Origin of the sequence: Sphingomonas olei, assembly GCF_045369765.1 — a bacterium.
GTDB lineage: Bacteria > Pseudomonadota > Alphaproteobacteria > Sphingomonadales > Sphingomonadaceae > Sphingomonas > Sphingomonas panaciterrae.
This window is the reverse complement of record NZ_JBIQEU010000006.1, coordinates 25223-49714: the sequence shown is the minus strand read 5'-3', so window position 1 is coordinate 49714 and position 24492 is coordinate 25223. Positions and strand designations below refer to the sequence as shown.

Annotated in this window: 26 protein-coding genes and 1 tRNA gene; 10 read left to right on the top strand and 17 right to left on the bottom strand. The window is 66.4% G+C overall.

All coding sequences use genetic code 11. The features are described 5' to 3' along the window. Positions 1–7: 7 nt before the first annotated feature. Complete coding sequence (thrS, locus tag ACH0BU_RS09010; RefSeq protein ID WP_136451071.1) at positions 8–1999, bottom strand: threonine--tRNA ligase; 1992 nt, start codon at positions 1997–1999, stop codon at positions 8–10. A 347-nt stretch (positions 2000–2346) separates the two neighbouring features. Then, on the bottom strand, positions 2347–2718 hold the full coding sequence (locus ACH0BU_RS09005; protein WP_046409402.1) for a glycine zipper 2TM domain-containing protein: 372 nt from the start codon (positions 2716–2718) through the stop codon (positions 2347–2349). Between the two features lie 140 nt (positions 2719–2858). Between ACH0BU_RS09005 and ACH0BU_RS09000 the strand changes: the two genes are divergently transcribed. Next, complete coding sequence (locus tag ACH0BU_RS09000; RefSeq protein WP_500263955.1) at positions 2859–3845, top strand: esterase-like activity of phytase family protein; 987 nt, start codon at positions 2859–2861, stop codon at positions 3843–3845. 76 nt (positions 3846–3921) lie between these two features. Here ACH0BU_RS09000 and rpmB read toward each other — a convergent pair whose 3' ends face one another. Next, positions 3922–4224 carry a 50S ribosomal protein L28 gene (gene rpmB / locus ACH0BU_RS08995; protein WP_046409398.1) on the bottom strand — a complete coding sequence of 101 codons (303 nt, stop codon included), beginning with the start codon at positions 4222–4224 and terminating at the stop codon, positions 3922–3924. Between the two features lie 141 nt (positions 4225–4365). On the opposite strand from rpmB, the gene ACH0BU_RS08990 reads away from it, so the two are divergent. Together ACH0BU_RS08990 and ACH0BU_RS08985 are read left to right on the top strand one after the other, a co-directional pair. Next, on the top strand, positions 4366–4605 hold the full coding sequence (locus ACH0BU_RS08990; RefSeq protein WP_046409396.1) for a hypothetical protein: 240 nt from the start codon (positions 4366–4368) through the stop codon (positions 4603–4605). A 101-nt stretch (positions 4606–4706) separates the two neighbouring features. Further along, on the top strand, positions 4707–5135 hold the full coding sequence (locus ACH0BU_RS08985) for a nucleoside deaminase (RefSeq protein WP_046409394.1): 429 nt from the start codon (positions 4707–4709) through the stop codon (positions 5133–5135). Positions 5136–5176: 41 nt separating this feature from the next. Here ACH0BU_RS08985 and ACH0BU_RS08980 read toward each other — a convergent pair whose 3' ends face one another. Next, positions 5177–5863 carry a YiaD family glycine zipper/OmpA-like lipoprotein gene (locus ACH0BU_RS08980; RefSeq protein WP_046409392.1) on the bottom strand — a complete coding sequence of 229 codons (687 nt, stop codon included), beginning with the start codon at positions 5861–5863 and terminating at the stop codon, positions 5177–5179. Positions 5864–5995: 132 nt separating this feature from the next. Between ACH0BU_RS08980 and ACH0BU_RS08975 the strand changes: the two genes are divergently transcribed. Next, the gene (locus ACH0BU_RS08975; RefSeq protein WP_500263954.1) at positions 5996–7291 is read left to right on the top strand and encodes a hemolysin family protein; all 1296 of its coding nucleotides are present in this window, start codon (positions 5996–5998) and stop codon (positions 7289–7291) included. Between the two features lie 111 nt (positions 7292–7402). Here the strand turns inward: ACH0BU_RS08975 and lgt are convergent, their stop codons facing one another. Then, positions 7403–8284: a prolipoprotein diacylglyceryl transferase gene (lgt, locus tag ACH0BU_RS08970; protein ID WP_046409388.1), complete on the bottom strand. Its 882-nt coding sequence runs from the start codon at positions 8282–8284 to the stop codon at positions 7403–7405. A 65-nt stretch (positions 8285–8349) separates the two neighbouring features. On the opposite strand from lgt, the gene ACH0BU_RS08965 reads away from it, so the two are divergent. After that, a complete protein-coding gene (locus tag ACH0BU_RS08965; RefSeq protein ID WP_500263953.1) occupies positions 8350–10059 on the top strand; it encodes a class I adenylate-forming enzyme family protein in 1710 nt (569 codons plus the stop codon). Between the two features lie 68 nt (positions 10060–10127). On the opposite strand, the gene ACH0BU_RS08960 is transcribed toward ACH0BU_RS08965, so the two are convergent. Both ACH0BU_RS08960 and ACH0BU_RS08955 read right to left on the bottom strand, forming a co-directional pair. Further along, complete coding sequence (locus ACH0BU_RS08960; RefSeq protein ID WP_046409384.1) at positions 10128–11144, bottom strand: LLM class flavin-dependent oxidoreductase; 1017 nt, start codon at positions 11142–11144, stop codon at positions 10128–10130. A gap of 144 nt (positions 11145–11288) precedes the next feature. Next, the gene (locus ACH0BU_RS08955) at positions 11289–12107 is read right to left on the bottom strand and encodes a DUF1134 domain-containing protein (RefSeq protein WP_500263952.1); all 819 of its coding nucleotides are present in this window, start codon (positions 12105–12107) and stop codon (positions 11289–11291) included. 178 nt (positions 12108–12285) lie between these two features. Here ACH0BU_RS08955 and ACH0BU_RS08950 point away from each other — a divergent pair. Further along, positions 12286–12375, top strand: a tRNA-Ser gene (locus ACH0BU_RS08950). Positions 12376–12421: 46 nt separating this feature from the next. Here the strand turns inward: ACH0BU_RS08950 and ACH0BU_RS08945 are convergent. Then, on the bottom strand, positions 12422–13408 hold the full coding sequence (locus tag ACH0BU_RS08945; protein ID WP_046409637.1) for a bile acid:sodium symporter family protein: 987 nt from the start codon (positions 13406–13408) through the stop codon (positions 12422–12424). Between the two features lie 292 nt (positions 13409–13700). On the opposite strand from ACH0BU_RS08945, the gene ACH0BU_RS08940 reads away from it, so the two are divergent. After that, positions 13701–13949, top strand: coding sequence for a hypothetical protein (locus tag ACH0BU_RS08940; RefSeq protein ID WP_046409381.1), 249 nt, complete (start codon positions 13701–13703; stop codon positions 13947–13949). Between the two features lie 45 nt (positions 13950–13994). Here ACH0BU_RS08940 and ACH0BU_RS08935 read toward each other — a convergent pair whose 3' ends face one another. The 5 genes from ACH0BU_RS08935 to ACH0BU_RS08915 form a co-directional block, all read right to left on the bottom strand. Continuing rightward, on the bottom strand, positions 13995–14411 hold the full coding sequence (locus ACH0BU_RS08935; protein WP_136450936.1) for a hypothetical protein: 417 nt from the start codon (positions 14409–14411) through the stop codon (positions 13995–13997). 107 nt (positions 14412–14518) lie between these two features. Then, the gene (locus tag ACH0BU_RS08930; RefSeq protein WP_500263951.1) at positions 14519–15292 is read right to left on the bottom strand and encodes an SDR family NAD(P)-dependent oxidoreductase; all 774 of its coding nucleotides are present in this window, start codon (positions 15290–15292) and stop codon (positions 14519–14521) included. Between the two features lie 39 nt (positions 15293–15331). Beyond that, positions 15332–15676, bottom strand: coding sequence for a hypothetical protein (locus tag ACH0BU_RS08925; RefSeq protein ID WP_334656630.1), 345 nt, complete (start codon positions 15674–15676; stop codon positions 15332–15334). Positions 15677–15715: 39 nt separating this feature from the next. After that, positions 15716–17245: a GGDEF domain-containing protein gene (locus ACH0BU_RS08920; RefSeq protein ID WP_500263950.1), complete on the bottom strand. Its 1530-nt coding sequence runs from the start codon at positions 17243–17245 to the stop codon at positions 15716–15718. 29 nt (positions 17246–17274) lie between these two features. Beyond that, positions 17275–17445 carry a hypothetical protein gene (locus ACH0BU_RS08915; RefSeq protein WP_500263949.1) on the bottom strand — a complete coding sequence of 57 codons (171 nt, stop codon included), beginning with the start codon at positions 17443–17445 and terminating at the stop codon, positions 17275–17277. Between ACH0BU_RS08915 and ACH0BU_RS08910 the strand changes: the two genes are divergently transcribed. From ACH0BU_RS08910 to kynU, 3 genes are all read left to right on the top strand, one after another. After that, positions 17434–18771, top strand: a complete 1338-nt coding sequence (locus ACH0BU_RS08910; RefSeq protein ID WP_125945360.1) for an MFS transporter — start codon at positions 17434–17436, stop codon at positions 18769–18771. The two genes, ACH0BU_RS08915 and ACH0BU_RS08910, sit on opposite strands and share 12 nt — an antisense overlap. A gap of 74 nt (positions 18772–18845) precedes the next feature. Continuing rightward, positions 18846–19667 (top strand): tryptophan 2,3-dioxygenase, encoded by an 822-nt coding sequence (locus ACH0BU_RS08905; RefSeq protein WP_500263948.1) that lies wholly within the window; start codon positions 18846–18848, stop codon positions 19665–19667. 8 nt (positions 19668–19675) lie between these two features. Next, a complete protein-coding gene (kynU, locus tag ACH0BU_RS08900) occupies positions 19676–20920 on the top strand; it encodes a kynureninase (RefSeq protein ID WP_145117700.1) in 1245 nt (414 codons plus the stop codon). 41 nt (positions 20921–20961) lie between these two features. Here kynU and egtD read toward each other — a convergent pair whose 3' ends face one another. From egtD to gluQRS, 4 genes are all read right to left on the bottom strand, one after another. After that, positions 20962–21939, bottom strand: coding sequence for an L-histidine N(alpha)-methyltransferase (egtD, locus tag ACH0BU_RS08895; RefSeq protein ID WP_500263947.1), 978 nt, complete (start codon positions 21937–21939; stop codon positions 20962–20964). 60 nt (positions 21940–21999) lie between these two features. Further along, positions 22000–23253 (bottom strand): ergothioneine biosynthesis protein EgtB, encoded by a 1254-nt coding sequence (gene egtB / locus ACH0BU_RS08890; RefSeq protein WP_500263946.1) that lies wholly within the window; start codon positions 23251–23253, stop codon positions 22000–22002. Positions 23254–23408: 155 nt separating this feature from the next. Beyond that, positions 23409–23645, bottom strand: coding sequence for a twin transmembrane helix small protein (locus ACH0BU_RS08885; protein WP_046409368.1), 237 nt, complete (start codon positions 23643–23645; stop codon positions 23409–23411). 10 nt (positions 23646–23655) lie between these two features. After that, positions 23656–24483, bottom strand: coding sequence for a tRNA glutamyl-Q(34) synthetase GluQRS (gene gluQRS / locus ACH0BU_RS08880; RefSeq protein ID WP_500263945.1), 828 nt, complete (start codon positions 24481–24483; stop codon positions 23656–23658). Positions 24484–24492 lie beyond the last annotated feature (9 nt).

Genomic DNA, 24492 nt, shown 5'->3' with positions numbered 1-24492 from the left:
CGTCCGATCACACCAGATCGGGCGGCGTCGCTTCCTTCACCAGCCGCGCGACGATCTCGTCCAGCGAGACGATTTCCTGCCCCTGGCTGCCCAGCCGGCGGACGGCGACCGTGCCTTCCTCCGCCTCGCGCTTGCCGACCACCAGCAGCGCCGGCACCTTCGCCAGGCTGTGCTCGCGCACCTTGTAGTTGATCTTCTCGTTGCGAAGATCCGTCTCGACGCGCAGCCCGGCCGCGGCCAGCCTGTCGCGCACGACATGCGCATAATCATCGGCCTCGGACACGATCGTCGCGACCACCGCCTGCACCGGGGACAGCCACAGCGGGAAACGTCCCGCATGATGCTCGATCAGGATGCCGATGAAGCGCTCGAACGAGCCCAAAATGGCGCGGTGAAGCATGATCGGCCGGTGCCGCTCGCCATCCTCGCCGATATAGCTCGCGTCGAGCCGCTCGGGCAGCACGGTGTCGGTCTGGATCGTCCCGACCTGCCACGTCCGCCCGATCGCGTCAGTCAGGTGGAATTCCAGCTTGGGCGCGTAGAAGGCGCCTTCGCCCTCCAGCTCCTCCCAGCCATATTCCGGCGTGTTGCGTCCCGTCGCGGCGACCGCGTCACGCAGCGACTGTTCGGACCAGTCCCACATCTCCTCGCTGCCAAACCGCTTTTCGGGGCGCAGCGCGAGCTTGATGGCATATTTCTCGAAACCGAGGTCCTTGTAGACCACGTCGAGCAGGTCGATGAACTTCGCCACCTCCTCGACCAATTGGTCCTCGCGCACGAAGATATGCGCATCGTCCTGCGTGAACTGGCGCACGCGCATGATGCCGTGCAGCGCGCCATGCGGCTCGTTGCGGTGGCAGCAGCCGAACTCCGCCATGCGGATCGGCAAGTCGCGGTACGATTTGATCCCCTGGCGGAAGATCAGCACGTGCGCCGGGCAGTTCATCGGCTTCAGCGCCATCCAGTCGGCGTCGTCGGACACCAGAGCGCCTTCGTCCTCGATGTTCGGCACCTCGTCCGGGATGACGAACATGTTCTCGCGATACTTGCCCCAGTGGCCGGAGCGCTCCCACTGGCGCGCGTCCATCACCTGCGGCGTCTTCACTTCCTCATAGCCGCCCATGTCCAGCCGGCGGCGCATATACGCCTCCAGCTGCCGCCAGATCATATAGCCCTTGGGGTGCCAGAAGACGCTGCCATGCGCCTCCTGCTGGAGGTGGAACAGGTCCATCTCCTGCCCGATCTTGCGGTGATCGCGCTTCGCCGCTTCCTCCAGCATGTGGAGGTGCGCATCGAGCTGCTTCTTGTTCAGCCAGCCCGTGCCATAGATTCGGCTCAGCATCGCGTTCTTCTGGTCGCCGCGCCAGTAAGCGCCCGAAACGCGAGTCAACTTGAACGCCTGAGGGTCGAGCTTGCCGGTGGAGGCAAGGTGCGGCCCGCGGCACATGTCCAGCCAGTCGCCGCCCGACCAATAGACCGTCAGCTCCTCGTCATCGGGAAGCTCGGCCGCCCATTCGGCCTTGAACGTCTCGCCTTGCTGCTTCCAGCGTTCGATCAGCTGCTCGCGCGTCCACACCTCGCGGCGCAGCGGCTTGTCCGCGGCGATGATCTTGCGCATCCGCTCCTCGATCAGCGGCAGGTCCTCTTCCGTGAACGGGCCGTGGTCCGCCGGCGCGGCGAAATCGTAGTAGAAACCATCGTCGGTCGACGGGCCGAACGTGATCTGCGTGCCGGGGAACAGCTCCTGCACCGCTTCGGCCAGGACGTGCGCGTAATCGTGCCGCGCCAGTTCCAGCGCGTCCGCCTCATCGCGGTTCGTCACCAGCGCGAGGTGCGAGCTGCCCTCGAACGGGCGGTTGATGTCGCGCAGTTCGCCATCGACCCGCGCGGCGATCGCCGCCTTGGCGAGGCCCGGCCCGATGGCGGCGGCAATGTCGGCGGGCGTCGATCCCGGCGGTACCTCGCGTACCGAACCGTCCGGAAGCGTGATCGAGAGCATGGTCATGAGAGGCTTTCCTGCAATGCCGATGCGCTTAGGCGAGCGCGAACGCGACGAAAAGAGCGTCCGGTATCTGGCAGGAACGAAGTGGAGGACGCCGGCCCACCCGTTCCGGGTGAGCAGACCGTCAGCGCATCAGCGCGTGACCGACCGCCCCCGGATGCCCGGGGTGGTGGTAGTGGTCATGGCACGATCGTGCAGCATAAGCGGGATATAGCGTTCAGGCCGCGGGCGAACAAGCGCCGCCATCCGCACATACAACAACGGGCCCGCCCTCCCGAAGGAGAGGCGGACCCGCGCCCTCAATACGCTACGCGAGGGATACGCAGGCCGAAACGGCCATTTCGTCAGCGGCAGTACCGCGGATTGTTCGACTTCTCGATCGCGTTGCCGGCCACTGCGCCGCCGACGCCGCCCAAGACGGTGCCCAGCGCGCGGTCCCCGCGGCTGTCGATCGTGCGACCCAGCAGGCCACCGGCAATCGCGCCGACGATCGCGCCGGTCGTGCCGTTGTTGCAGCGCTGGTTGCGATAGCGGCGATCGTAGCCGCGATAGTTGCGACGATTGTCATAGCCGCGGTAATTGTCATAGCCGCGATACTGACGCTCATAACGGTCGTAACGATCACCACCCCAGCGCTGGGCCGATGCCTCGGCGGGGATCAGGGCAACCGTGCTCATCGCGAGAGCGGCGCCAGCGAGCGAAAGCTTCTTAAACATGGGTTCGACTCCCGTTTCAAAATCCGTCCGGGAAGGCTGATGCCATCCCGATGACCATGGTTTTGCGCGATTCGCATTGAGCCGACCCTGAATGCGCTCGTTATCGACGGTTCAGGTACGTTGGTCCTATGGGCACAGCGGTGCGCCGTTCCACGTCCTTCCTCCTCTCCGTCGCTGCGGTGCTGCTGGTCGTGCCACGCTATGATGGTGCAGAGCGGCTGCCGACGATCCGCGATCGCCCGATGGTCACCGCCAACCCGTACGTGCCCGCTGGTGGCTGGCCGGATCGCATCGGCGCGTTGGCGCCCGTGGGCGGATTGACCTTGTCGAGCAGCGATCCGGCGTTCGGCGGCTTTTCTGCGCTGGCGCTACACGATGGGCGTGCGCATCTGCTCAGCGATGGGGGCAATCTCGTCACCCTCGCCCTTCGGGGCGGCACGGTGCGTGAACCGCGGGGTCACGTCCTGCGCCAAGGGCCAGGGGTGGGGTGGGACCGGCGGGATCGCGACAGCGAATCGCTGACGCTCGATCCCCGTACGGGGCACGCCTGGGTCGGCTATGAGACGCACAACCAGATCTGGCGCTACGCCCCCGGTTATGCCCGTGCCGAGCGTCACAGCGCCCCCGCTGCGATGCGCCGCTGGGAGCCGAACCTTGGCGCCGAATCACTGGTCCGGCTACGCGACGGCGTGTTCCTCACCTTTGCGGAGCGAAAGCCCAATCGCCGCACCCGCCACGGACTGTTGTTCACTGGCGATCCGACCGTGCCTGGGGCGAAGCCAATACGCTTTCTGTTCCAGCCGCCCAATCGCTACGACCCGAGCGACGCGGCCGAGCTTCCTGACGGCGACCTGCTCGTCCTCACACGCCGCTTCCAATATCCGTTCCGCTTCACTGCGAAGCTTGTCCGGATCAGCCGCGCCGACATTCAGCCGAATGCCGTGGTGTCGGGGAAGACGGTCGCGACCCTCGCTCCGCCGGTGCTGGGTGAGAATGCGGAGGGGCTGGCGATCACGCAGGAACGGGGCGAGACGATGGTGTGGATCGTCACCGACAATGACGCGATGGTGCTCCGGCCGACCTATCTGCTGAAACTGCGCTGGCCGCGATCAGAACTAGAAAAGTAGCACCGCTTCCCCTGAACGACCAAAGGCCCGCCGTCCCGAAGGACGGCAGGCCATGGTCGCGTTCCTGTCCGCTGGATCAGGCGGCGGTGGAAACCGCGGCAGCGCGCTTCTTCTTCACGTCGCGCTTCAGGCGACGTGCACGAAGCGACAGCTTCTCGTCGCTGGTCTTGACCAGCCAGTTGTCGAGACCGCCATTGTGCTCGACCGAGCGCAGGCCGTGAGTCGAAACGCGCAGACGCACGCTCTTCTCGAGCGAGTCCGACATCAGCGTCACATTCTGCAGGTTCGGCAGGAAGGTACGCTTGGTCTTGTTGTTGGCGTGGGAAACGTTGTTACCCACCTGCCGGCCCTTGCCGGTCAGCTCGCAAATGCGCGACATGGTTCAGATCCTGAGTTTCGGGTTGGCCCGGAAAGTCGGCGCCACTAGCGGTACCCCGCCGAATCGTCAAGCATCGCTACATGCAACCTAGTGGATCACCTGATCGTTGTTGCACCACCGATACGACTGGAGATCAGGATCATGCGTGCCATTCTCGTCATTCTGGGCATTGTCGCACTCGTGATTCTGGCAGGGATGGCGACGGGTTTCATCAATATCGATCAGACCCAGACCGCGCAGCTTCCCCGAATCGAGGGCGGGCAGGCACCTGAATTCAAGGCCGACGTTGGCAAGATCGACGTTGGTACCGAACGGAAGGTCATCGAAGTGCCCAAGGTCGAGGTCCAGCGCCCGGGTGCCTCGCCCACGCCGGCGCAATGATTCGCCGGGCGCGCTGACTCCGTCGCTGGCGTTGTAATCGGCGATGGCCTGAGCCCCGCCGGCGGGGCATAGCGGCGGCGATGTTCCCTCTCCCTGATCCCATGGCCAGCGCCCTGGCTGCCGCACGCGAGGCGGCCCTGGAGGGCGAAGTGCCCGTCGGCGCGGCGATCACGCTGGAAGGACAGATTGTCGCGGTCGCCGCCAATGCGCCGCGCCGCCTCCACGATCCGACCGCCCATGCCGAGATGCAGGTCATCCGCGCCGCCGCCCGGCTGCTCGCGCGCGACCGGCTGGAGGATTGCGATCTCTGGGTGACGCTGGAACCGTGCGCGATGTGCGCCGGCGCCATCGCCCATGCCCGGATCAGGCGGCTCTATTATGGCGCATCCGATCCGAAGGGCGGGGCCGTCGAATATGGCCCGCGCTTCTTCTCGCAGCCAACCTGCCACCACCGCCCGGACGTCTATGGCGGGATCGGCGCGCGCGAGGCCGGTGACCTGCTGCGCGATTTCTTCGTCGCCCGTCGCTAGCGACGACCGCGGCCGCACCGGCGACCGCGGTCCGCATCTGCTTACTGGCGGTAACCCAGCTCGTTCTCCGAGATCGGCACGATCTTGATCTCGACGCGGCGGTTGGCTGCGCGGCCTTCCTCGGTCTCGTTGGTCGCAATCGGCTGGGTCTCGCCAAAGCCGCGAATACCGATGCGGGCGCGCTGCACGCCATGGCTGGACAGATAATCGGCAACGGCCGTCGCGCGCCGCTCCGACAGGCCCTGGTTATAGGCGTCGCTGCCGGTCGAATCGGTATGGCCGTATACGTCGATATAGGTGCGGTTGTACTCGCCCAGCACGCTCGCCACCCGGTCCAAAGTCTGCTGGAACTGCGGCTGCACCGCGGCCGAGTTGTACGCGAAGTTGATGCCGCTCGGGATATTCAGCAGCAGATCGTCGCCCTGGCGGATCACCTGCACGTCGGTGCCGGCGGTGCGGGCGCGCAGATCGCGCTCCTGCTTGTCCATATAGGCGCCGATCCCCGCGCCGGCGATGCCGCCGATCCCTGCGCCGACGATTTTCTCCGTCCGGTCGCGCCGGCCACCGACCAGATCCCCCAGCAGATACCCGCCCAACGCGCCGCCGATGCCGCCGATCGCCGCCTTCGAGATCCGCCGCTCACCGGTTTCCGGGTCGGTGGTGCACGCTGCCGTGGTGAGCAGCGCGCCGCTGACGACCAAGCCAACCAACGCAGACTTCAAACGCATCATCGTGTCCCCTTTTCATTCGTGTCCGCCAGAAACCCGGCGCTGATATGGGTTGTTCCGTATCCGGGCTGAACCGCAAATGACGCGAATGGTTGTGGAGCGCGGCGAATCCCGCCAAGAGAGTTCCACATCATGCTACCGCCGTTCCCCTGGATCGACGTCCTCATCATTCTTGCGCTAGTCGCCCTTAACGGCGTCTTCGCGATGAGCGAGCTCGCGATCGTTTCGTCCCGCAAGGCCCGTCTCGAAGCAATGGTGCGCAGCGGCAAGCCCGGTGCGCGGGCCGCGATGGCGCTGGCTGCCGACCCGGGCAAATTCCTCTCGACAGTGCAGATCGGGATCACGCTGATCGGTATCGGCACCGGTGCCTATTCGGGTGCCAGCCTTGGCACCCCCACGGCCGCGAGGCTGGAGGCATTGGGCATGCCGGCGGCATTGGCGAACAATGTCGCGGTCGCGCTGGTCATCGGGCTTACGACCTATGCCTCGCTGATCATTGGCGAATTGGTGCCCAAGCAAATCGCGCTTCGCAATCCGGAGCCGGTGGCCAGCTGGCTGGCGCTGCCGATGACGTGGCTCGCCGTCTTTACCAAGCCGATAGTCTGGGTGCTCGACGCGTCCAGCATCCTGATCTTCCGCCTGCTGGGGCTCAACCGCGAATCGGAGGAGCATGTCACGGCGGAGGAACTGCACCTGATCGTCGCCGAGGCGAGCAAGTCCGGCGTGATCGAGGAGCATGAACGCTCGATCATCTCCGGCGTGGTGCGGCTCGCCGATCGCCCGGTGCGCGAGGTGATGACGCCGCGCACTGAGGTCGACTGGCTCGATTCGGGGCTCGACGATGCCGCGATCCGCGCGAAACTGCTGGCGACGCCGCACAGCCGCCTGCCCGTTGCGGACGGGTCGATCGATGCGGTGATCGGTGTGATCCAGGCGCGCGATGTGGCGGCGGCGCTCGCCCGCGGCGACTCGCTCGACCTGAAGCAGCTGGTGCGAAAGGCACCGTTCGTGGTCGATCAGATCGACGCGATGGACGCGCTCGACGCGCTGCGCCGCGCTGATGTGCCCATGGCGCTGATTCACGACGAATATGGCCATTTTGAAGGGATCGTGACCCCGGCCAATCTGCTCGCGGCAATTGCGGGCGAGTTTGCATCCGATGCCGAACCGGGTGAGGCGCCCAACATCGTCGAGCGCGACGACGGCTCCTTGCTGGTCGCGGGTACCACCTCGGCCGACACGCTGGCCGAGCGGCTGGGCATCGAGCTTCCCGAGGACCGCGATTATGCGACCGCCGCCGGCCTGGCGCTGGCGATCTTCCGCCACTTGCCGGTCGAGGGCGAAAGCTTCGTCGAACAGGGCTGGCGCTTCGAGGTGGTCGATCTCGATGGACGCCGGATCGACAAGCTGCTGGTGCGCACCGCCTGATCGGCGCTTGGGGCGGGGGCAGCCCGCTGCTCCCCGTCCCTCTGGCCATCCCAGCCACCATTTCCCGATCATTTCGCCAGCGCGCGCGGTGCTGCCGCCCGCGCCGCGCGATCAGGCGACGCTCTGCCCACCAGCGATCGGTTCCACCCGCTGGCGCCGCCCGGGCGCGGTCAGGATCAGGTAGAGCCCGCCCGCAATCATCGGCAGGCACAGCACCTGCCCCATGTGGATGGTGGTGGCGAAGAAGGTGCCGGCAAATTGCGAATCCGGCTCGCGGAAGAATTCGACCACGAAGCGCGCCGTGCCATAGCCGAGCAGGAACAGCCCGGTCAGCTTGCCCGGCTGGTATCGCGCATTGGTCCGCCAGAAGAAGAAGAAGAGAAGCGCGAACAGCGCCACGCCCTCCAGCCCCGCCTCATACAGCTGGCTCGGGTGGCGCGCCGGCTCGGGCACACCCGCCGGCACGGTGCGGGAGAAGACGATCGCCCAGGGCACGTCGGTCGGCTTGCCCCACAATTCGCCGTTCACGAAATTCGCCAGCCGGCCGAAGAACAGCCCGAACGGCACCACGCACGCGACATAATCGTGGATGCGCAGCCAGTTCAGCCCATTGCGCCGCGCGAACAGGATGATGGCCAGGCTGGTGCCGATAACCCCGCCGTGGAAGCTCATGCCGCCGTCCCACAATCGCAGGATGCGTAGCGGGTGCAGCAGCATGTCGGGCGCGTAGAACAGGACGTAGCCGATCCGCCCGCCCAGGATGATGCCCAGCGTGGCGTAGAACACCAGGTCGTCGGCATGCCGGCGCGCCATCGGCGCCCCCGGCTGGTCCAGCAGCTTCAGCAGATACCACCAGCCGATGACGATTCCGGCGATGTAGGCGAGACTGTACCAGCGCAGCGTGAAAAACCCGATCGAGAAGACGTCCGGGTGCAATCCCAGGTCCTCGAACCGGATATGGCTCGCTGCGGCGGCGAAGATGGGCAGGATCAAGGCTTTTCCCTCTGGCTTCACGTCTGCATAAGGGCCCTCAAGACCAAGACCAAGCGGAGAGACGCATGAAGACCGAACTGGACCTCAAGATGGACGCGACCATGGCCGCGTTGACGGGAGAGGGCGGTCCGCTTGCGCTCGGCACGATCGAACGTTTCGGCCAGACACTGCCCATCATCGCTGCGGCACCGCCGACGCTGCCGGCCTATTTCGCTCATTATGCGCAGCAGCATGCCGGCACGGAGTTCCTGATCGCCGGGGATGAGCGGCTCACCTATGCCGACGTTTATGGCCGCGCGCAGAAGGTGGCCGACGCGCTGGTAAGCGGCTTTGGCGTGAAGAAGGGCGACCGGATCGGCATCGCCGCGCGCAACTCGCCGTCGTGGATCATCATCTACATGGGCGTGCTGATCGCGGGCGGCGTCGCCACCTTGCTGAACGGCTGGTGGCAGGCCGAGGAGCTTCAGGCAGGCGTCGATGATGTCGGCTGCTCTTTGGTATTTGCCGATCCGCCGCGCTGCCGCCGTCTCGCGGCGCTGCCGAACCTGTCGGCCCCCGTCGTGGAGTTCGACGACCTGCAGCCGATCGATGCGGCGCTCGCGCCGATCCTCGATCGCGGCACGGGCAATGCGACGATGCCGGAGATCGGCCCGGACGATAATGCCACGATCCTGTTCACCTCCGGCTCGACCGGCCAGTCGAAGGGCGCCTTGTCGACCCATCGCCAGGTGACCCAGGGCGTGTTCAACTATCTCGGCTCCGCGTTGATGATGCTGGCGATCAGCGCGCAGGACGGAACGGCACCGAGCGATCTTCAGCCCTCGACGCTGCTCAACGTGCCCCTGTTCCACGTGACGGCGGAAGTGCCGGTGTTCCTCCAGTCGTTCGCCATCGGGCGTAAGCTGGTGCTGATGCCCAAGTGGGACGCCGAGGAGGCGATGCGCCTCATCGAAAAGGAAAAGATCACCTATTTCGTCGGCGTGCCGCTGATGAGCTTCGAGATGCTCAACCACCCGAACCGGCACAAATACGACCTGTCGAGCGTCGCGGACATCGCCGCGGGCGGCGCGCCGCGCCCGGTCGAACACGTCAAGCGGATCGATCAGGAAATGGAGGGCAAGCCGCTGATCGGCTATGGCCTGACCGAAACGAACGGCATCGGCACCGGCAATTGGCGCACCAATTACCTCGCCAAGCCGAACTCGGCCGGCCGGCCCTCGCTGCCGCTCGTCGACCTCGCGATCCTTGATGATGCCGGCAAGCCGGTGCCGCAGGGCAAACGCGGCGAAATCTCGATCCGCTCGGTCGCCAATTTCCAGGAATATTGGGGCAATCCGGAAGCGACCGCCGCGGCCTTCACCGCCGACGGCTATTTCCGCACTGGCGACATCGGCTACCTCGACGAGGACGGCTATCTCTTCATCGTCGACCGCAAGAAGGACATCATCATCCGCGGCGGCGAGAATATCAGCTGCCAGGAGGTCGAGGACGCACTGTACCAGCATCCCGACGTGGCCGAGGCGGCGGTGTTCGGGCTGCCGGACGAGAAATATGGCGAAGTGCCCGGCGCGGTCGTCCACCTGCGCAAGGTGGGCACGGTGGCCATCGAGGATCTATGGGCATTTCTCGCGCAGCATATTGCGGCATTCAAGGTGCCGCAGCGCATCTGGCTCGCCGACGATCCGCTTCCTCGCCTCGGCACGGAGAAGATCGACAAGGTCAGCCTGCGCACCAAATATCGCGAACTGGCGAAGCTCGACGAGGTCGAGATCTGATCAACCGCCTGTCAGGTCCGCCCATGGGCGGACCTGACGGTCGTTACGGGGCACGCGGACCAATCGGGTCAGCGCCAGCCCAGCGCCGGCGCGACATGCGTCAGGATGCTTTCCAGCACGTGCGCATTGTAATCGACGCCCAGCTGGTTTGGCACGGTCAGCAACAGCGTGTCGGCTTCGGCGATCGCCTCATCCTGGCGCAGCTGCTCGACCAGCCGGTCGGGCTCCGCGGCATAGGAGCGGCCGAACACGGCGCGCATATTGTCGATGACGCCAATCTGGTCGCTGTCCTCCCCGCGGCCGAAATATTGCCGGTCCTGATCGTTCACCAGGGCGAAGATCGATCGTGACACCGACACCCGCGGCTCGCGCGCATGGCCAGCCTCCTTCCACGCCTCACGATAGAGGCGGATCTGCTTGGCCTGCTGGATGTGGAACGGCTCGCCGCTCTCATCGGCCTTCAGCGTGCTGCTTTGCAGGTTCATGCCCTTTTGCGCCGCCCAGACGGCGGTCGCATCCGCGCCTGAACCCCACCAGATGCGCTCGCGCAGCCCGGCGGAGAACGGCTCCAGCCGGAGCAGCCCCGGCGGGTTGGGGAACATCGGCCGCGGATTGGGCTTGGCGAACCCCTGGCCCTTCAACAGCTCCAGGAACACCTCGCCGTGGCGGCGGCCCATGTCCGCATCGGTTTCGCCCGGCGCTGGCGTGTAGCCGAAATGGCGCCACCCTTCGATCACCTGCTCGGGCGAACCACGGCTGATCCCCAGCTGCAGCCGCCCGCCACTGATCAGGTCGGCCGCGCCGGCATCCTCCGCCATGTAGAACGGATTCTCGTAGCGCATGTCGATGACGCCAGTGCCGATCTCGATCCGCTTTGTCCTGGCACCGACGGCGGCGAGCAGCGGAAAGGGGGAGGCGAGTTGCTGCGCGAAATGATGGACGCGGAAATAGGCGCCGTCCGCGCCCAGCTCCTCGGCGGCAACTGCCAGGTCGATCGACTGGAGCAAAACGTCGCTGGCCGAACGCGTCGCGGAATGCGGCGCGGCCGACCAATGGCCAAAGGACAGGAATCCGATCTTCTTCATTGTTATCATCCCGATCGCGCCGGCCCGGACAGGGCCGGTCGCGGTTCACGGAACGATATGGGCCTCCCGCACAGGGCGCCCAAGCTGCCGAACAGAGACGCTTCGTTTCGCGTCGCCGCCGGTCAGCGCATCAGCGCCGAGGAATCAGAACGGCAGCCAGTTCGATTTCTGGGTGAACTTCATATAGCCAACGTTGACACTGGCACGGTAGCCGACGCCCAGCCGCACCGGGATTAGCACCACATTGCCGCGCCGCAGGTATGTCGCGGCAAAGCCACCGACGAAGTACAGCCGGCCTTCGGCCGCCGGGAACCGCCGGTACAATTCCGCCGTGTCGTACAGATTGTACACCAGCACGAAGACCTTGTTGGCATCGCCGCCGACGTCAAAGCCGACCGACGGGCCGGTCCAATAAACCGGCATCTGCCCCTCGACCTTGTGGGTCATGATCCCCGAGCCGTAGCGCAGGCCGAGCACGAACGCCCCCGCCGCCTCACGGCCGGCGATATAGGCATTGGGCTCGCCCTGCTCCGACAGGATCTTCTCGATCAGCGAGGCAAAGCCTTCGGCGCCCTTACCGAACACGCCCTCGCCCGCACCGATCAGGTCGTCACGCTTGAACGTCGCGGCGGCGTCGGTGGTCGCCTGCGCCTGCGGGTCCACGTTGTCCGTGGTCGGTGCCGAGCGGCTGGGTGCCGGGGCAGGGGCCGGCGCCGGCGCGGGGAGTGGCGCCTCCAATGGCGGGGAGTCCTGATCGGCCGGTGCCGTGTCGGAATAGGTCGGCTCACGATAGCTCTGGTCGCGGTCAGCAGGCGCTGGCGTGCGCGCCGGCGGGGGTGGGACGCGCGGGCCGTCAAGATCGCTGTCGATCTGCTGGTTGGGGTCGATGGTACGCACCTGCGCCGGCGCGATGCCCGACACCATCGTGGCGATCAGTCCCATCGCGATCATCAACTTGCGCATCGTTACTTACCCCCTGGGCACGCCCGGTTTCACCGCACCATAACGGATAGACGGCTTGCGCGGCAATGAACGGCGCGGCGGAGCGACTCGGCGGTGCGTCAGGACGAAGGCGCTTTCCCGGCAGCAGCCAGTTGATCGGCTCCGCACTCCTCGCTATAGGCGCCGTTCCGCCAGGCCCGGAGACGTGGGTGAGTGGCTGAAACCAACGCTTTGCTAAAGCGTCGTACGGGAAACCGTACCGAGGGTTCGAATCCCTCCGTCTCCGCCACTTTGCCTCATCGCCATTGATCCCGGTCGTCGCCAGGCCCCTTGAATCACGCTGGCGCCCGCACCGGCGCGGCTTCTCCGTCCTCCTGAGCATAGCGCTGCGCCAGATGCGCGCAGACCAGCAGCTGGATCTGGTGAAAGATCATGACCGGCAGGATGATCGGCCCGACCTGCGCCGCCGGGAACAGCACGCCGGCGATCGGCACGCCGGATGCGAGGCTCTTCTTCGATCCGCAGAACAGGATGGCGATCCGGTCGGCGCGATCGAAGCCCAACCGCCGGGCGATCCACGCGGTCGCCACCATGATGACCGCCAGCAGGATGGCGCAGATGATGCTGAGCACGGCGAGCTGCCAGATCGGCATCCCCGACCACAGTCCCTCGACCACCGCCGCGCTGAACGCGGTATAGACCACCAGCAGGATCGATCCGCGGTCAACGGTCGACACCAGGCGCGAATGGCGCGCGACGAAGGCCTTGGTCAGCGGGCGGGAAAGATGTCCCGCGACGAACGGCACCAGCAACTGGAAGACGATCGTCCAGATTTCGTCCCCCGCGACCTGTGCCTCGCCCCCGATCAGCAGCGCGACCAGCAGCGGGGTGAGTGCGATGCCCAACAGGTTGGAGGCAGACGCGCTGCATACCGCCGCGGGGACGTTCCCACGCGCCATCGCGGTAAAGGCGATCGACGACTGGACCGTCGAGGGCAGCAGCGTGAGGAACAACAGCCCGGTCGCCAGCGACGGGGTCAGCATCGTGCCTGCGACCGCCGCGGTGCCGATCCCGAGCAACGGGAACAGGCCGAAGGTGATCGCCAGCACGACCAGGTGCAGGCGCCAGTTCGTCAAACCCTGCACGATCGCCTCTCGCGACAACTTTGCGCCGTGTAGAAAGAACAGAAGCGCGATCGCAACGGTCGTCAGCGCGCCGAACAGGCGCGCGCCTTCGCCCCTGCACGGCAATAATGAGGCGACCAGCACGGTGAAAAGCAGCAGCAGGCTGTAGCGATCGATCTTGCGAATGGCGGAAAGCAGGGCAACTTCCTCTTTGTCATGGCCGGTTTTGAGGTCCGGCGGCCAGGTAGCACGTGCGCGCGTGCCTTTGCACAGACCTTTCCCCCGACACCGGTGTCAGGGATCAACCAAGTTCTTTGCCCGAAGCAGCAATGCTGTTGGTGCATGCATGGCGCGTGATGCATGTGGAACACAGCAAGCGGGAAAACTACGTAGCGCTTGTTGATAATCGTCGTTCTGTTGACACTTTGCGGGCAGTCTGGCGTTGCTACGCGCGGCGGCTTCGGCTGCGCCTTGAAGGGAGATATTTGGGATGATGAAGATTCTATCCGGCCTCGCGGCCAGCGCGCTTGTTCTTGCGCCAATCTCGGCCACCGCGGCTCCGGCCGCTTCGGCGTCGAAGCTTTCGGTCGCCTCGTCGGCCCGCGTTGGCACCGCCACCGGCAAGTCCGATCGCGCTGTCGCTGGCGGCGGCATCGTTGCGGCCGTTCTGGCAGCGGCAATCGTTGTCGGCGGCATCGTGCTGATCGCCGACAACGACGACGACTCCGACAGCAACTGATGTAACGCGGCGGTGGCGTCCCATGGCGCCACCGCCGTTGTTCACCTACGCCGCTGGACTCCCGGCGTCCCGCTCGGCCAGCAGCGCCTCGATGTCGTCGGCCGGCAGGTTGAACGCCGCGGCGAGGCTGGCGATCGACGCCCCCCTGGCGGCGAGCGCACGGACGCGCTGACGATCGACCACCATCGTATAGCCCGACGTATCGCGCTGCTCCCGGACGATATCCTTGCGACCTGAGCCGCGGCGGCGCTGCTCGGCCGCGCGATGTGGGTCGCTCGCGGTCAGCTCCGCATCGGCGCGACGCCGCTCCTGCCGCAGCGCCTCTCGTGCCTGCGCCGACGCGGCGCGCTCCGCCGCCCGCGCCTCAAGACGGGAAAGCGCTGCATCGCCCCTCGCGGGTCCCGCGCCGGGCGCGTGGCGTTGGTCGGCCCCAGCGCCTGCGCCCCAACTCTTGTGTACCATGGCGCGATCTACTCCTCGCTTGCGCACTCCATTTCGACCCGGCGACCATGCGGCCGCCACGCGCGGAGGGGCTCCTTAGCGATCACGCCTGCTTTTTGAACCCGGTCCTATCGGTCCTGCCCGCCATCGACCGGTACGATCGCGCCGGTCACGAAACTCGCCATCGGGCTGAGCAGGAAGGCTGCCACCCGGCCGATCTCCTCCGGCCTGCCGAACCGCTGCAACGGCACCTCGCGCCGAATCCAGCGCCACCATGTCTCGGCGCGCGGGCCGGTCGAGCGTTCTTCCCAGTCCCCGCCAGGAAAGATGACATTGCCCGGCGCGATGGTGTTGACCCGCACCCCGCTCGGCCCCGCGATCACCGCCAGCTCCTTGGCCAGATGCCCCAGTGCGGCCTTCGCCGTGCCATAGGTGAGGGGCGTGCCCAGCGCCGCCAGCCCGGCGATCGATCCGATCATCAGCACCGACCTTTCCCCACGCGGGGTCAGGCGGCGCAGGGCGGCGCGGGCTAGAAAGAAGGCCGAGTCCAGGTTCTGCGTCATCCCGCCGCGCCACGCATCGTCGGGAACGTCGAAGCCTGGCGGGCAGGGATGCAGCCCGACATTGGCCACCGCGCCCCACAAGGGGCCGAGCGCCGCTTCGGCGGCGGCCATCGCCTCCTCCACCGCTCCTGGATCGGTCATGTCGCCGGCGGCGCTCCATAATCGGTCCGCGCCAAAGCGCGCGCAGAGCGCCTCATGAGTCTGCGCCAACGCCTGTGCGCCGCGCGCGGTGAAGGCGACCTTCGCACCCTCGGCGAGACAGGCTTCCACGATGCCAAGACCGATACCGCGGCTTCCTCCGGCAACGAAAATGGTCTTGCCCGAAAGTCCCAGGTCCATGCGATCCTCTCCCCTTTGCCGCCGCCTGCCGGACGGTTGTTACGTCGTGGCGGGCAGGTCCTCGGCCGCCGCCGCCCGCACCGGTGTCCGCTCGCGCCGCCAGCGCAGCCCGAGGAACAGCACGGTGGGCCAAAACAATGTGTTGATCGTGTCTGCGATCGTATCAGGCCAGCGCCACGATCCGTGATTGTAGCGGTCGATACATTCATTGAGCAGCTGGAGCGCGGCGACACAGGCGAGCGGGATCGGCGTCGACAGCGATCGGCGGGTGATCAGCCGCGCCAGCAGCAACACGGCCATCCCCCCATGCACGTGCGCCAGCGCATCGGGATTGGCGGGCGTGATCAGGCCCGCCACGACACTCTTCAACGCGACATAATCCATGCGCTGCTTGTGCGGCGGCGCCGATGGGAGCGCAACTGTTCAGCGAGGGGCTGCGCGGGGATAGCGTATCTGGTTGGGCCGGTCTGCCGATGGCCCGGTGGTTTCCGGCGGCAGGTCGCTCAGCCACTCCACCCGGTTGCGGCCCTTGCGCTTGGCCCGGTACAGCGCCTCATCCAGCTTCCGGAACAGATCAACATGGTCGACCGCCGCCCGATCGAGACAGCAGGCAGCGACGCTGACGGTCGCATTGACCACTCGGGCGTTCCAGAAGATCCGCTGCGCGGCGAAGGTGTCCCGCAGCCGCAGCGCTAGCGCTTCGGCACTCGCCGGATCGGCGACCCGCGCGATGATCGCGAATTCCTCCCCGCCCAGCCGCGCGATCAGATCGCCCTCCCGACAGCAATCGCGCGCCGTCTTGGCGAACAGCTGGAGCATCGCATCGCCCGCCAGATGGCCATGCTGGTCGTTGATCCGCTTGAAATGATCGATGTCGAGCCACAGCACCGCCAGATGCCCGCTGTCGTCACGCCGCGCGGCCAGTCGCTTGCGCAGCTTTTCCTCGAACGCGCGGCGATTGAGCAGGCCGGTGAGCGGATCATGGTTCGCGGCATCGCGCAGCTTGTGGAGCAGGCCATCATGCACCGCGATCGCGCTGCTGATGGTCAGGGGGACCAGCACCAGGAATGCCACCGCGACCCGAACGGACACGACATTGTACGGATTGGCCATGTCCTGGCCGATGTCGATGATGCCAAGGCCGATTGCCGTCAGGCACCCGACGCCCATCGCCATGGAGATGACGGCCGTTGCAGGAACGCTATAGGCCAGGGCACACAGCAGCAGCCCCGGCATGGGAAACATGATGCTGCCCGGCCCATCGAAGCGCACCGCGGCGATGCACGACGCCACCAGCAGTAGCAGCGGCCAGCGCGGCCTGGTCGAACCGCGGATGCAGGCCAGCAATTGCCGCGGTGTGACCCGGCGCACGGGCATGTTCAGGATCGCGGGCAGCACGACCAGATAATTGACCAATTCGCCCGCCGGCCAGGTAAGCAGCGCCTGCGCGGGGGAGCCGTTGAACGCGATCACCACCAGTGCCGTACCGCAAAGCCCTGCCGCGAGGCACGCGGGAAGCAACGACATCACGATGCGCAGCACGGAATGTACCCGCTGAAGCGCCAGGTCGCGCGGGTCGAGCCGCATCAGGAACATCGTCGCCACCATCGCGCCGACCACGTTGGTGATCGCGAACATCACCGCCAGCGACAGCGGTCGCCCGAACATCAGGTCCGTGACGATGAAGCCGGCAAGCGCCCCCACCCAGCTCGGCCAGCAGCGAAGCCGCGGATTGCGCACCATCAATCCTGCCAGCAGTGCGTTGGCCGGCCACAAGGACACCGAAAACGCCTGATGCGTCGCCAGGCCGACGGCGCTCGCGGTCAGGATTGCCAGCCCGATCAGCACCATCGCGCGCGCGCCGACGATCAACTGCTCGCGTGACGACGCCGCGCCGCCATGCGTCGCCTGACGTTCGCTGACGTCTGCTGATGAGGCGACGGGAAAGGACATGCGCAGCCCGATAGACTGGAACGGTAAATTTACGGTGAGGACGCTGCCTGCGCCAGCTGGTTAACCATTGCAAGTCGCTGTTTTCGTGTAAGCGTTTCCATGTACGCCACGCGATCGTTGCTGGTGATCATTTTGCGCGCATCGCCGACCATGCTGGCAATGTCGGACGCCGTCGCTAGAAAAGCCGCATGACCGATCATGGCGCGACCAGCTCCGCTTATCTTCGCCGCGTCGTCGGTGCCTCGATGGCTGGCACCATTGTCGAATGGTATGAATTCTTCCTCTACGGGACCGCTGCGACACTGGTGTTCGGGAAATTGTTCTTCCCGCCGACCGGCAACAGCCTTGATGGAATCATCGCGGCCTTCGCGACCTATGCCGTTGGCTTCATCGCCCGCCCGCTGGGCGGCGTGGTGTTCGGCCATGTCGGCGACCGGATCGGTCGCAAGTCGCTGCTTCAGGTCAGCCTGGTGCTGATCGGCGCCTCGACGTTCCTGATGGGGTGCCTGCCCGGTTTTGACAGCATCGGTTATTGGGCGCCCGCGCTGCTGGTGACGCTGCGCTTCATCCAGGGCTTTGCCCTTGGCGGCGAATGGGGCGGGGCAGTGCTGCTGGTGACCGAACACAGCCCGGACGATCGGCGCGGCTTCTGGGGCAGCTTCCCCCAGGCGGGGGTGCCGCTGGGCAATCTGCTGGCGACGCTGGTGCTGCTCATCCTGTCGGCCATGCTGACGGACGAGGCGTTCCTCGCCTGGGGCTGGCGGGTCGCCTTCTGGCTGTCGGTCGTCATCATCGTGATCGGATATTACATCCGCACACAGGTCAGCGATTCGCCGCTGTTCCAGGCCGCGCGCGAACAGGCTGACCATGCCGCCGACTATGGCCTCGTCGATGTCTTCCGCCGCTATCCCCGCGCGCTCCTCACCGCCATGGGCCTGCGTTTCGGGGAAAACATCCTCTATTACATGGTCGTCACCTTCTCGATCACCTACCTCAGTTATCGCGGGATCGAGACGGGCCGCATCCTGACGTTGCTGTTCCTCGGCCACGTCGTGCACGTTCTGGCGATCCCCGCGGCCGGCATGGCGGCCGACCGCATCGGTCGCCGACCGGTCTATCTCGCCGGCGCGGCGCTGGCGATCGGTTGGCCTTTCGCCGCTTTCCCCATGTTCGACACCGGCGACACGGCGATCATGCTGGCCGCCGTCATCGCGGGGCTCGGCGTACACGCGCTGATGTATGCGCCTCAGCCGGCGATCATGACCGAGATGTTCCCGACGCGGATGCGCTATTCGGGCGTCTCGCTCGGGTATCAGGTAACGGCGATCGTCGCTGGCTCATGGGCGCCGCTGATCGGCACCGCGATCCTGCGCAACCACGACGGCTGGCTGCTGCTCGCGCTCTATATCGCCGGCAGCGCTGCGGTCAGCTTCGTCGCGGCGCTCATGATGCGCGAAACGCGCGGCATTTCACTGACTGCGATCGACCGCGCCGACACGCAGCGTCTCGTCGCCGCGGGGCGCTGAGCGCGCGACATCCGATCTGGCCGGATTGCGCCGGCTCATGAAGCAAAAGCGGCCGAAAGCGGCTAAAGAAGGCCATGGACACCCAAAGCGATCCCGCCGTCGCCCCGGCAAAGGGCCCAAGCTACGCCAGCTACCTGCGCCTCGACGACCTTCTCGCCTGCCAGTCGCCCTTGTCGGGTACGCACGACGAAATGCTGTTCATCGTCATCCATCAGGCATCCGAGCTGTGGATGAAATTGTGCCTCCACGAACTGACCGCCGCGCGCGACGCCATCGCCACATCGCGCCTCGAACCGGCGTTCAAGATGATGGCCCGCGTTGCGCGCGTGCAGCAGCAGCTGATCGGCAGCTGGGAGATTCTCGCCACCATCACCCCGGCCGATTATTCCGCGATGCGCGGGAAGCTGGGCACCAGCTCGGGATTCCAGTCGCATCAATATCGCGCGATGGAATTCCTGATGGGAAACAAGAACGCGGCCATGATCGACGTCTTTGCCGACGCGCCGCCGACCCAGGCCACGCTCACCGGCGCGCTGACGCAGCCGAGCATCTATGACGAGGCGCTGCGCGCCCTTGCGCGCGCCGGCCTGCCAGTGCCCGAGGATCGACTGACGCGCGACTTTTCAAAGCCTTATGTCGCCTCGCCCCAGGTCGAGATGTGCTGGCGCACCGTCTATGCCGAGCCGGAACGCCATTGGGATCTCTATGAACTCGCCGAAAAGCTCGTTGATCTCGAATATCGCTTTCAGCTCTGGCGGTTCGGCCATCTCAAGACCGTCGAGCGCGTGATCGGGTTCAAGCGCGGGACCGGCGGCACCGCCGGCGTGCCGTACCTGGCGCGGGTCATCGACCAGGTATTCTTTCCCGAGCTGCTGACCGTGAGGGCTGTATTGTGAGCGCGCCCATGACCACCAACTGGCCTGATCTCGACGCGGTCCAATCGTGGGATGCCGCTGATCCGCTGGCGGCCTGCCGCGCGCGCTTCGCGCTTCCCGTGGGAACGATCTACCTCGACGGCAATTCGCTCGGCGCGCTGCCCCGTGCGACGGCCGCCCGCGTCGCCGATGCCGTTACGCGGCAATGGGGCACCGATCTGATCGCCAGCTGGAACAAGCACGGCTGGATCGAAGCGCCCGCCCGCCTCGGCGCGCGCATTGCGCCGCTGATCGGTGCTTCGCCCGACGAAGTGATCGTGGCGGATTCCACCTCGGTCAATCTGTTCAAGCTGCTGGCGGCCGCCTGTGCCGCGCGCCATGACCGGTCCACCATCCTGGCTGAACCCGGCAATTTTCCGACCGACCTGTACGTTGCCAATGGCGTCGCGAAGATGATGCCGGGCCGCACCGTCCGCACCGTGCCGGCGGCGCAGATCGCGACGGCGATCGATCAGGACACGGCCGTCGTGCTGCTGACCCACGTCCATTACAAAACGGGCGCTATGCTCGACATGGCAGGGATCACCGCCGCGGCACATCGTGCGGGCGCGTTGATCCTCTGGGATCTCAGCCACAGCGCGGGCGCTGTCGAACTGGATCTCAACGGCTGCAGCGTCGATCTCGCCATCGGGTGCGGCTACAAGTATCTGAATGGCGGGCCGGGCGCGCCAGCCTTCCTGTTCGTCGCCCGCGCCTTGCAGCAGACGCTGTCGTCACCGCTGTCGGGCTGGATGGGTCACGCCGCCCCGTTCGACTTCGGAGACGAATATGCGCCCGCGCCGGGTGTTCGTCGCTTCCTCTGCGGGACTCCGCCGATCCTGGCAATGAGCGCGCTTGAGTCCGGGCTGGACACCTTCGACGGCACGACGTTGGCGCAACTGGTGGCGAAAAGCCGAAGGCTCGGGGACCTGTTGATCGCGGGTATCGAGGCGCGCTGCGTCCGGCATGGCTTCACGCTCGTGACCCCGCGCGATCCGTTGGCACGCGGCAGCCACGTCAGCATCGCGCACCCCCATGCCTGGGAGATCTGCCAGGCGCTCATCGCCCGCGGCGTGGTGGGCGATTTCAGGGCGCCGGATGTCCTACGCCTCGGGCTGACCCCGCTTTACACCAGCTTCGAGGATGTGTGGCAGGCGGTCGACCGGCTCGCCGCGGTGATGGACGAGGGCGCGTGGCGCGATCCTGCCTTTGCGGAGCGCGCAGCGGTGACCTGATCGATCGGGCGGGCGGCGATCGCCTGACCGGCAATCAACAATCAGGGCGCGGGGCGTTCCGGCTGCGCCTCCGCCAGGATCACCGCGAACAGCCCGTCAGGATCGGTCCACTCCGCAACCGGGGTCCAGCCGCCGGCGCGCAGCAGGATACGGGCGTCGCGCGGCCCGTACTTGTGGCTGTTCTCGGTATGGATCGTCTCGCCGGCCGCGATCGTGAAGGGGCGGCCCTCCACCGTGAAGGCGGCGTCGTCGGTCGCCTCCAGATGCATTTCCACCCGCGCCCGATCATCGTTCCAGATCGCCCGGTGTTGAAAGGCGTCGAGCGGGATGGTGCCGTCCAGCTCGCGATTGATCCGGGCGAGCAGGTTGCAGTTGAACGCCGCAGTCACGCCCGCTTCGTCGTCATAGGCACGCTCCAGCACCGCCTGATCCTTGATCCGGTCCATGCCGATCAACAGATGCGCGCCCTCACCCAGCGAGCCGCGCATCGCGCGCAACAGGTCGACCGCCGCCAGCGGGATCAGGTTTCCGATCGTGGATCCGGGGAAGAAACCGAGCTTGGGTGATGCCTCGATCGTGCGCGGCAGCGTCAACGCGCGGGTGAAGTCCGCCTCGAACGGCAACACGAACAGCTCGGGATAGCGCGCTGACAGGTCACGCGCCGATTCGCGCAGGAAGTCGCCCGATATGTCGATCGGCACGTAAGCAGAGGGGCGGACCGCATCGATCACCAGCGGGGTCTTTGTCGATGAACCCGAACCGAATTCCACCAGCGCGGACCCCTCCGGGACTCGCGCCGCCAGGTCGGCGGCAATGTCGCGGAGGATTCCGGTCTCGGTCCGCGTCGGGTAATATTCCGGCAGCCGCGTAATGTCCTCGAACAGCTCCGACCCGCGCCGGTCGTAGAACCATCGTGCTGGGATCGCCCGGGGGCGGCGTTCCAGCCCGCTGAGCACATCCGCGCGAAACTGCGGGTCCGCCAGCGAGGCTTGTCCGTCCTCCATTTCCGGCCTCAGCATCAGCGTCCCTTTCCGATCGATGTCGATGTGGCGCCACCACGGTGGGGGGGCGCCTTGTCCTCAGAGGTCCTTCGCCAACCGGACGCCGGTGAATTGCCAGCGCTGGTGCGGGTAGAAGAAGTTGCGGTAGCAAGCGCGCACATGGCCGCGCGGCGTGGCGCAGGATCCGCCGCGCAGGACAAACTGCCCGCTCATGAACTTGCCGTTATATTCTCCCACTGCCCCATCGACGGGGGCAAAGCCGGGGTAGGGGCGATAGGCGCTACCGGTCCATTCCCAGACGTCGCCGAAGAATGCCGGCCCCTCGGCGGATGGGCGCGGCTCTAGCGGCCCGGCTTCGTCCATCTGGTTGCCGCCGGCGGGATCATGGCCCGTTGCTGCCGCCTCCCACTCAAACTCGGTCGGAAGCCGCGCGCCGGCCCAGCTTGCATAGGCATCGGCCTCGAAGAAGCTGACGTGTGTGACCGGCGCGGCCGGATCCACCGCACGCCGCCCGTCGAGGCCGAAGCGTGTCCACACGCCGTCGCGCTCTTCCCAGTAGAGCGGTGCGGTGATGGCCTCTCGCTGGACCCAGGCCCAGCCATCGGACAGCCACCAGCGCGGCTCGCGATAGCCACCATCGGCGATGAACTGCTGCCATTCGCCATTGGTGACGGTGCGGCTGGCAATCGCATGCGGCGCAACCAGCGCGCGATGGCGCGGCCCCTCACAATCGAAGGCGAATCCGGCGCCGCCATGGCCGATCTCGACGATCGCTTCCTCCCGTTCGAGCCACTCGATCGCCGCGGGCATCGCAACGGGGACTTTTGGGGCGGCGGCCCATAGCGCCGGCTCCAGCGGGTTCTCGGCAAAGAGATGCAGGATATCCGTCACCAGCAGCTCCTGATGCTGCTGTTCGTGGTGACAGCCCAGCTCAACAAGCGTGCGCGCCGCCGGCGAAAGGGTGGGAAGTGCGGCGACCACCGCATCATCCACGGCCGCGCGGTAGGTGCGCACCTCATCCAGCGTCGGCCGCGTCACCATGCCGCGGCGGCCGCGCGCATGGCGCCGTCCCTCGGCCTCGTAATAGCTGTTGAACAGGAACGGAAAGCGGCGGTCGTGCAGTCGATAGCCCGGGACATGGTCGCGCAGGACGAATGTCTCGAAGAACCAGCTGGTATGCGCCAGATGCCATTTGGCGGGCGAGGCATCGTCCATCGACTGGACGGTGGCGTCGGCGTCGCTCAACGGCGCCGCCAGCGCATCGGTCAGCGCGCGCGTCGCCTTGTAGAACCCGGCGATCGGGTCTTCGTCGGCTGCGTGTCGCACGTGCATCCTGTGCTCTCCCCAGTTCACGGCACGCATTCACGGCAGGCGATCAGCGCATGGATCAGGCGCGACAGGAATGGTTTTCCCTGCCGCTAATCTGGATCAGGAGAAGGAACGAGCAACCGGCTTTTTTGTTCAACCCGCAGCGTTGAAGGCTCGCGTCAGTTGCGCCCGGCGGCGAACAACATGACCACGACGATCAGGATCGCCAGCGCCTGGAACAGGATGCGCTGTTGCATCATGCGGTTGGACTTCAGCTGGCTGGCGGTCGGCCCCGTCTGCCCGGTCCCCCGCGCCTCCGCGCTGGCGTTCTGCAGAAAAGCGACGATGCCGCGGATCAGTGCGACGAGCGTCGCGATGAGCGCCGCGACCAGGAGGATGACCAGAAACGTCTGCATGCCACCCAATCTAGGTGGTGTGGAGGCCGTTGGGAACCCGCCCCGCGCGCAGATCGGCAGCAATGGCACCTCCATCCAGGCCGCTCTCGCGCATCGCGGCCAGCGTCGGGGCACCGTGCCGCTTGGCAAGCCGCTGCCCGTCCTCGCCAGCGAGCAGGCCGTGGTGATGGTAATGCGGCGTCGGCAGGTCGAGCAACGCCTGCAATAGCCGGTGGACATGGGTGGCCGCGAACAGGTCGCGCCCGCGCACCACATCGGTCACCCCCTGCCACGCATCGTCTACGGTGACCGCCAGATGATAGCTCGCCGGCGCATCCTTTCGCGCCAGGACAACATCGCCGACCGACAGAGGATCAGCGGGGATCGTCCGTTCCCCGTCGCGCCACTCGAGCGCGCCAACCTGCGCGACCGCGCGCGCCATGTCGATGCGCCAGCAGAACGGCCGATCACTGCCGTCCTGTCGTTCGCGGCAGGTACCCGGATAGACCGGCTCCGCATCATGCGGCGCGGACAAGCTGGCGGCGGCGATCTCGGCGCGCGTGCAGTAGCAACGGTAGAGCAGCCCCATCTCCCGCAGGCGATCGAGCGCCGCGGCATAAGCGGGCAGGCGATCGGACTGGTGCACGACCGGTCCGTCCCAACTCAGGCCCAGCCAGGTCAGATCGTCCATGATCGTCTGCACATGCTCGGGCCGGCTGCGCGTCCCGTCGATATCCTCGATTCGCAGCAGGAACCGGCCGCCGGCGTCGCGGGCAAGATCATGCGCCAGGATCGCCGACCATGCATGGCCAAGATGCAGGCGACCGGTGGGGGAGGGGGCGAAACGGCTGACGATCACGCCGCGCGA

Excerpts from the sequence above, each read along its gene's own strand:
- ACH0BU_RS08920 (WP_500263950.1), bottom strand. The coding sequence starts at position 17,245 with ATGTCCTTTCCCGTCGCCTCATCAGCAGACGTCAGCGAACGTCAGGCG.
- ACH0BU_RS08910 (WP_125945360.1), top strand. The coding sequence starts at position 17,434 with ATGACCGATCATGGCGCGACCAGCTCCGCTTATCTTCGCCGCGTCGTC.
- ACH0BU_RS08965 (WP_500263953.1), top strand. The coding sequence starts at position 8,350 with ATGAAGACCGAACTGGACCTCAAGATGGACGCGACCATGGCCGCGTTG.
- kynU (WP_145117700.1), top strand. The coding sequence starts at position 19,676 with ATGACCACCAACTGGCCTGATCTCGACGCGGTCCAATCGTGGGATGCC.
- ACH0BU_RS08960 (WP_046409384.1), bottom strand. The coding sequence starts at position 11,144 with ATGAAGAAGATCGGATTCCTGTCCTTTGGCCATTGGTCGGCCGCGCCG.
- ACH0BU_RS08980 (WP_046409392.1), bottom strand. The coding sequence starts at position 5,863 with ATGCGTTTGAAGTCTGCGTTGGTTGGCTTGGTCGTCAGCGGCGCGCTG.
- ACH0BU_RS08885 (WP_046409368.1), bottom strand. The coding sequence starts at position 23,645 with ATGCAGACGTTTCTGGTCATCCTCCTGGTCGCGGCGCTCATCGCGACG.
- ACH0BU_RS08935 (WP_136450936.1), bottom strand. The coding sequence starts at position 14,411 with ATGGTACACAAGAGTTGGGGCGCAGGCGCTGGGGCCGACCAACGCCAC.
- ACH0BU_RS08975 (WP_500263954.1), top strand. The coding sequence starts at position 5,996 with ATGCTACCGCCGTTCCCCTGGATCGACGTCCTCATCATTCTTGCGCTA.
- ACH0BU_RS08955 (WP_500263952.1), bottom strand. The coding sequence starts at position 12,107 with ATGCGCAAGTTGATGATCGCGATGGGACTGATCGCCACGATGGTGTCG.
- egtB (WP_500263946.1), bottom strand. The coding sequence starts at position 23,253 with ATGCACGTGCGACACGCAGCCGACGAAGACCCGATCGCCGGGTTCTAC.
- egtD (WP_500263947.1), bottom strand. The coding sequence starts at position 21,939 with ATGCTGAGGCCGGAAATGGAGGACGGACAAGCCTCGCTGGCGGACCCG.
- ACH0BU_RS09005 (WP_046409402.1), bottom strand. The coding sequence starts at position 2,718 with ATGTTTAAGAAGCTTTCGCTCGCTGGCGCCGCTCTCGCGATGAGCACG.
- thrS (WP_136451071.1), bottom strand. The coding sequence starts at position 1,999 with ATGCTCTCGATCACGCTTCCGGACGGTTCGGTACGCGAGGTACCGCCG.
- ACH0BU_RS08930 (WP_500263951.1), bottom strand. The coding sequence starts at position 15,292 with ATGGACCTGGGACTTTCGGGCAAGACCATTTTCGTTGCCGGAGGAAGC.
- ACH0BU_RS08905 (WP_500263948.1), top strand. The coding sequence starts at position 18,846 with ATGGACACCCAAAGCGATCCCGCCGTCGCCCCGGCAAAGGGCCCAAGC.
- rpmB (WP_046409398.1), bottom strand. The coding sequence starts at position 4,224 with ATGTCGCGCATTTGCGAGCTGACCGGCAAGGGCCGGCAGGTGGGTAAC.
- ACH0BU_RS08915 (WP_500263949.1), bottom strand. The coding sequence starts at position 17,445 with ATGATCGGTCATGCGGCTTTTCTAGCGACGGCGTCCGACATTGCCAGC.
- ACH0BU_RS08925 (WP_334656630.1), bottom strand. The coding sequence starts at position 15,676 with ATGGATTATGTCGCGTTGAAGAGTGTCGTGGCGGGCCTGATCACGCCC.
- ACH0BU_RS08990 (WP_046409396.1), top strand. The coding sequence starts at position 4,366 with ATGCGTGCCATTCTCGTCATTCTGGGCATTGTCGCACTCGTGATTCTG.
- ACH0BU_RS08940 (WP_046409381.1), top strand. The coding sequence starts at position 13,701 with ATGATGAAGATTCTATCCGGCCTCGCGGCCAGCGCGCTTGTTCTTGCG.
- ACH0BU_RS08985 (WP_046409394.1), top strand. The coding sequence starts at position 4,707 with ATGGCCAGCGCCCTGGCTGCCGCACGCGAGGCGGCCCTGGAGGGCGAA.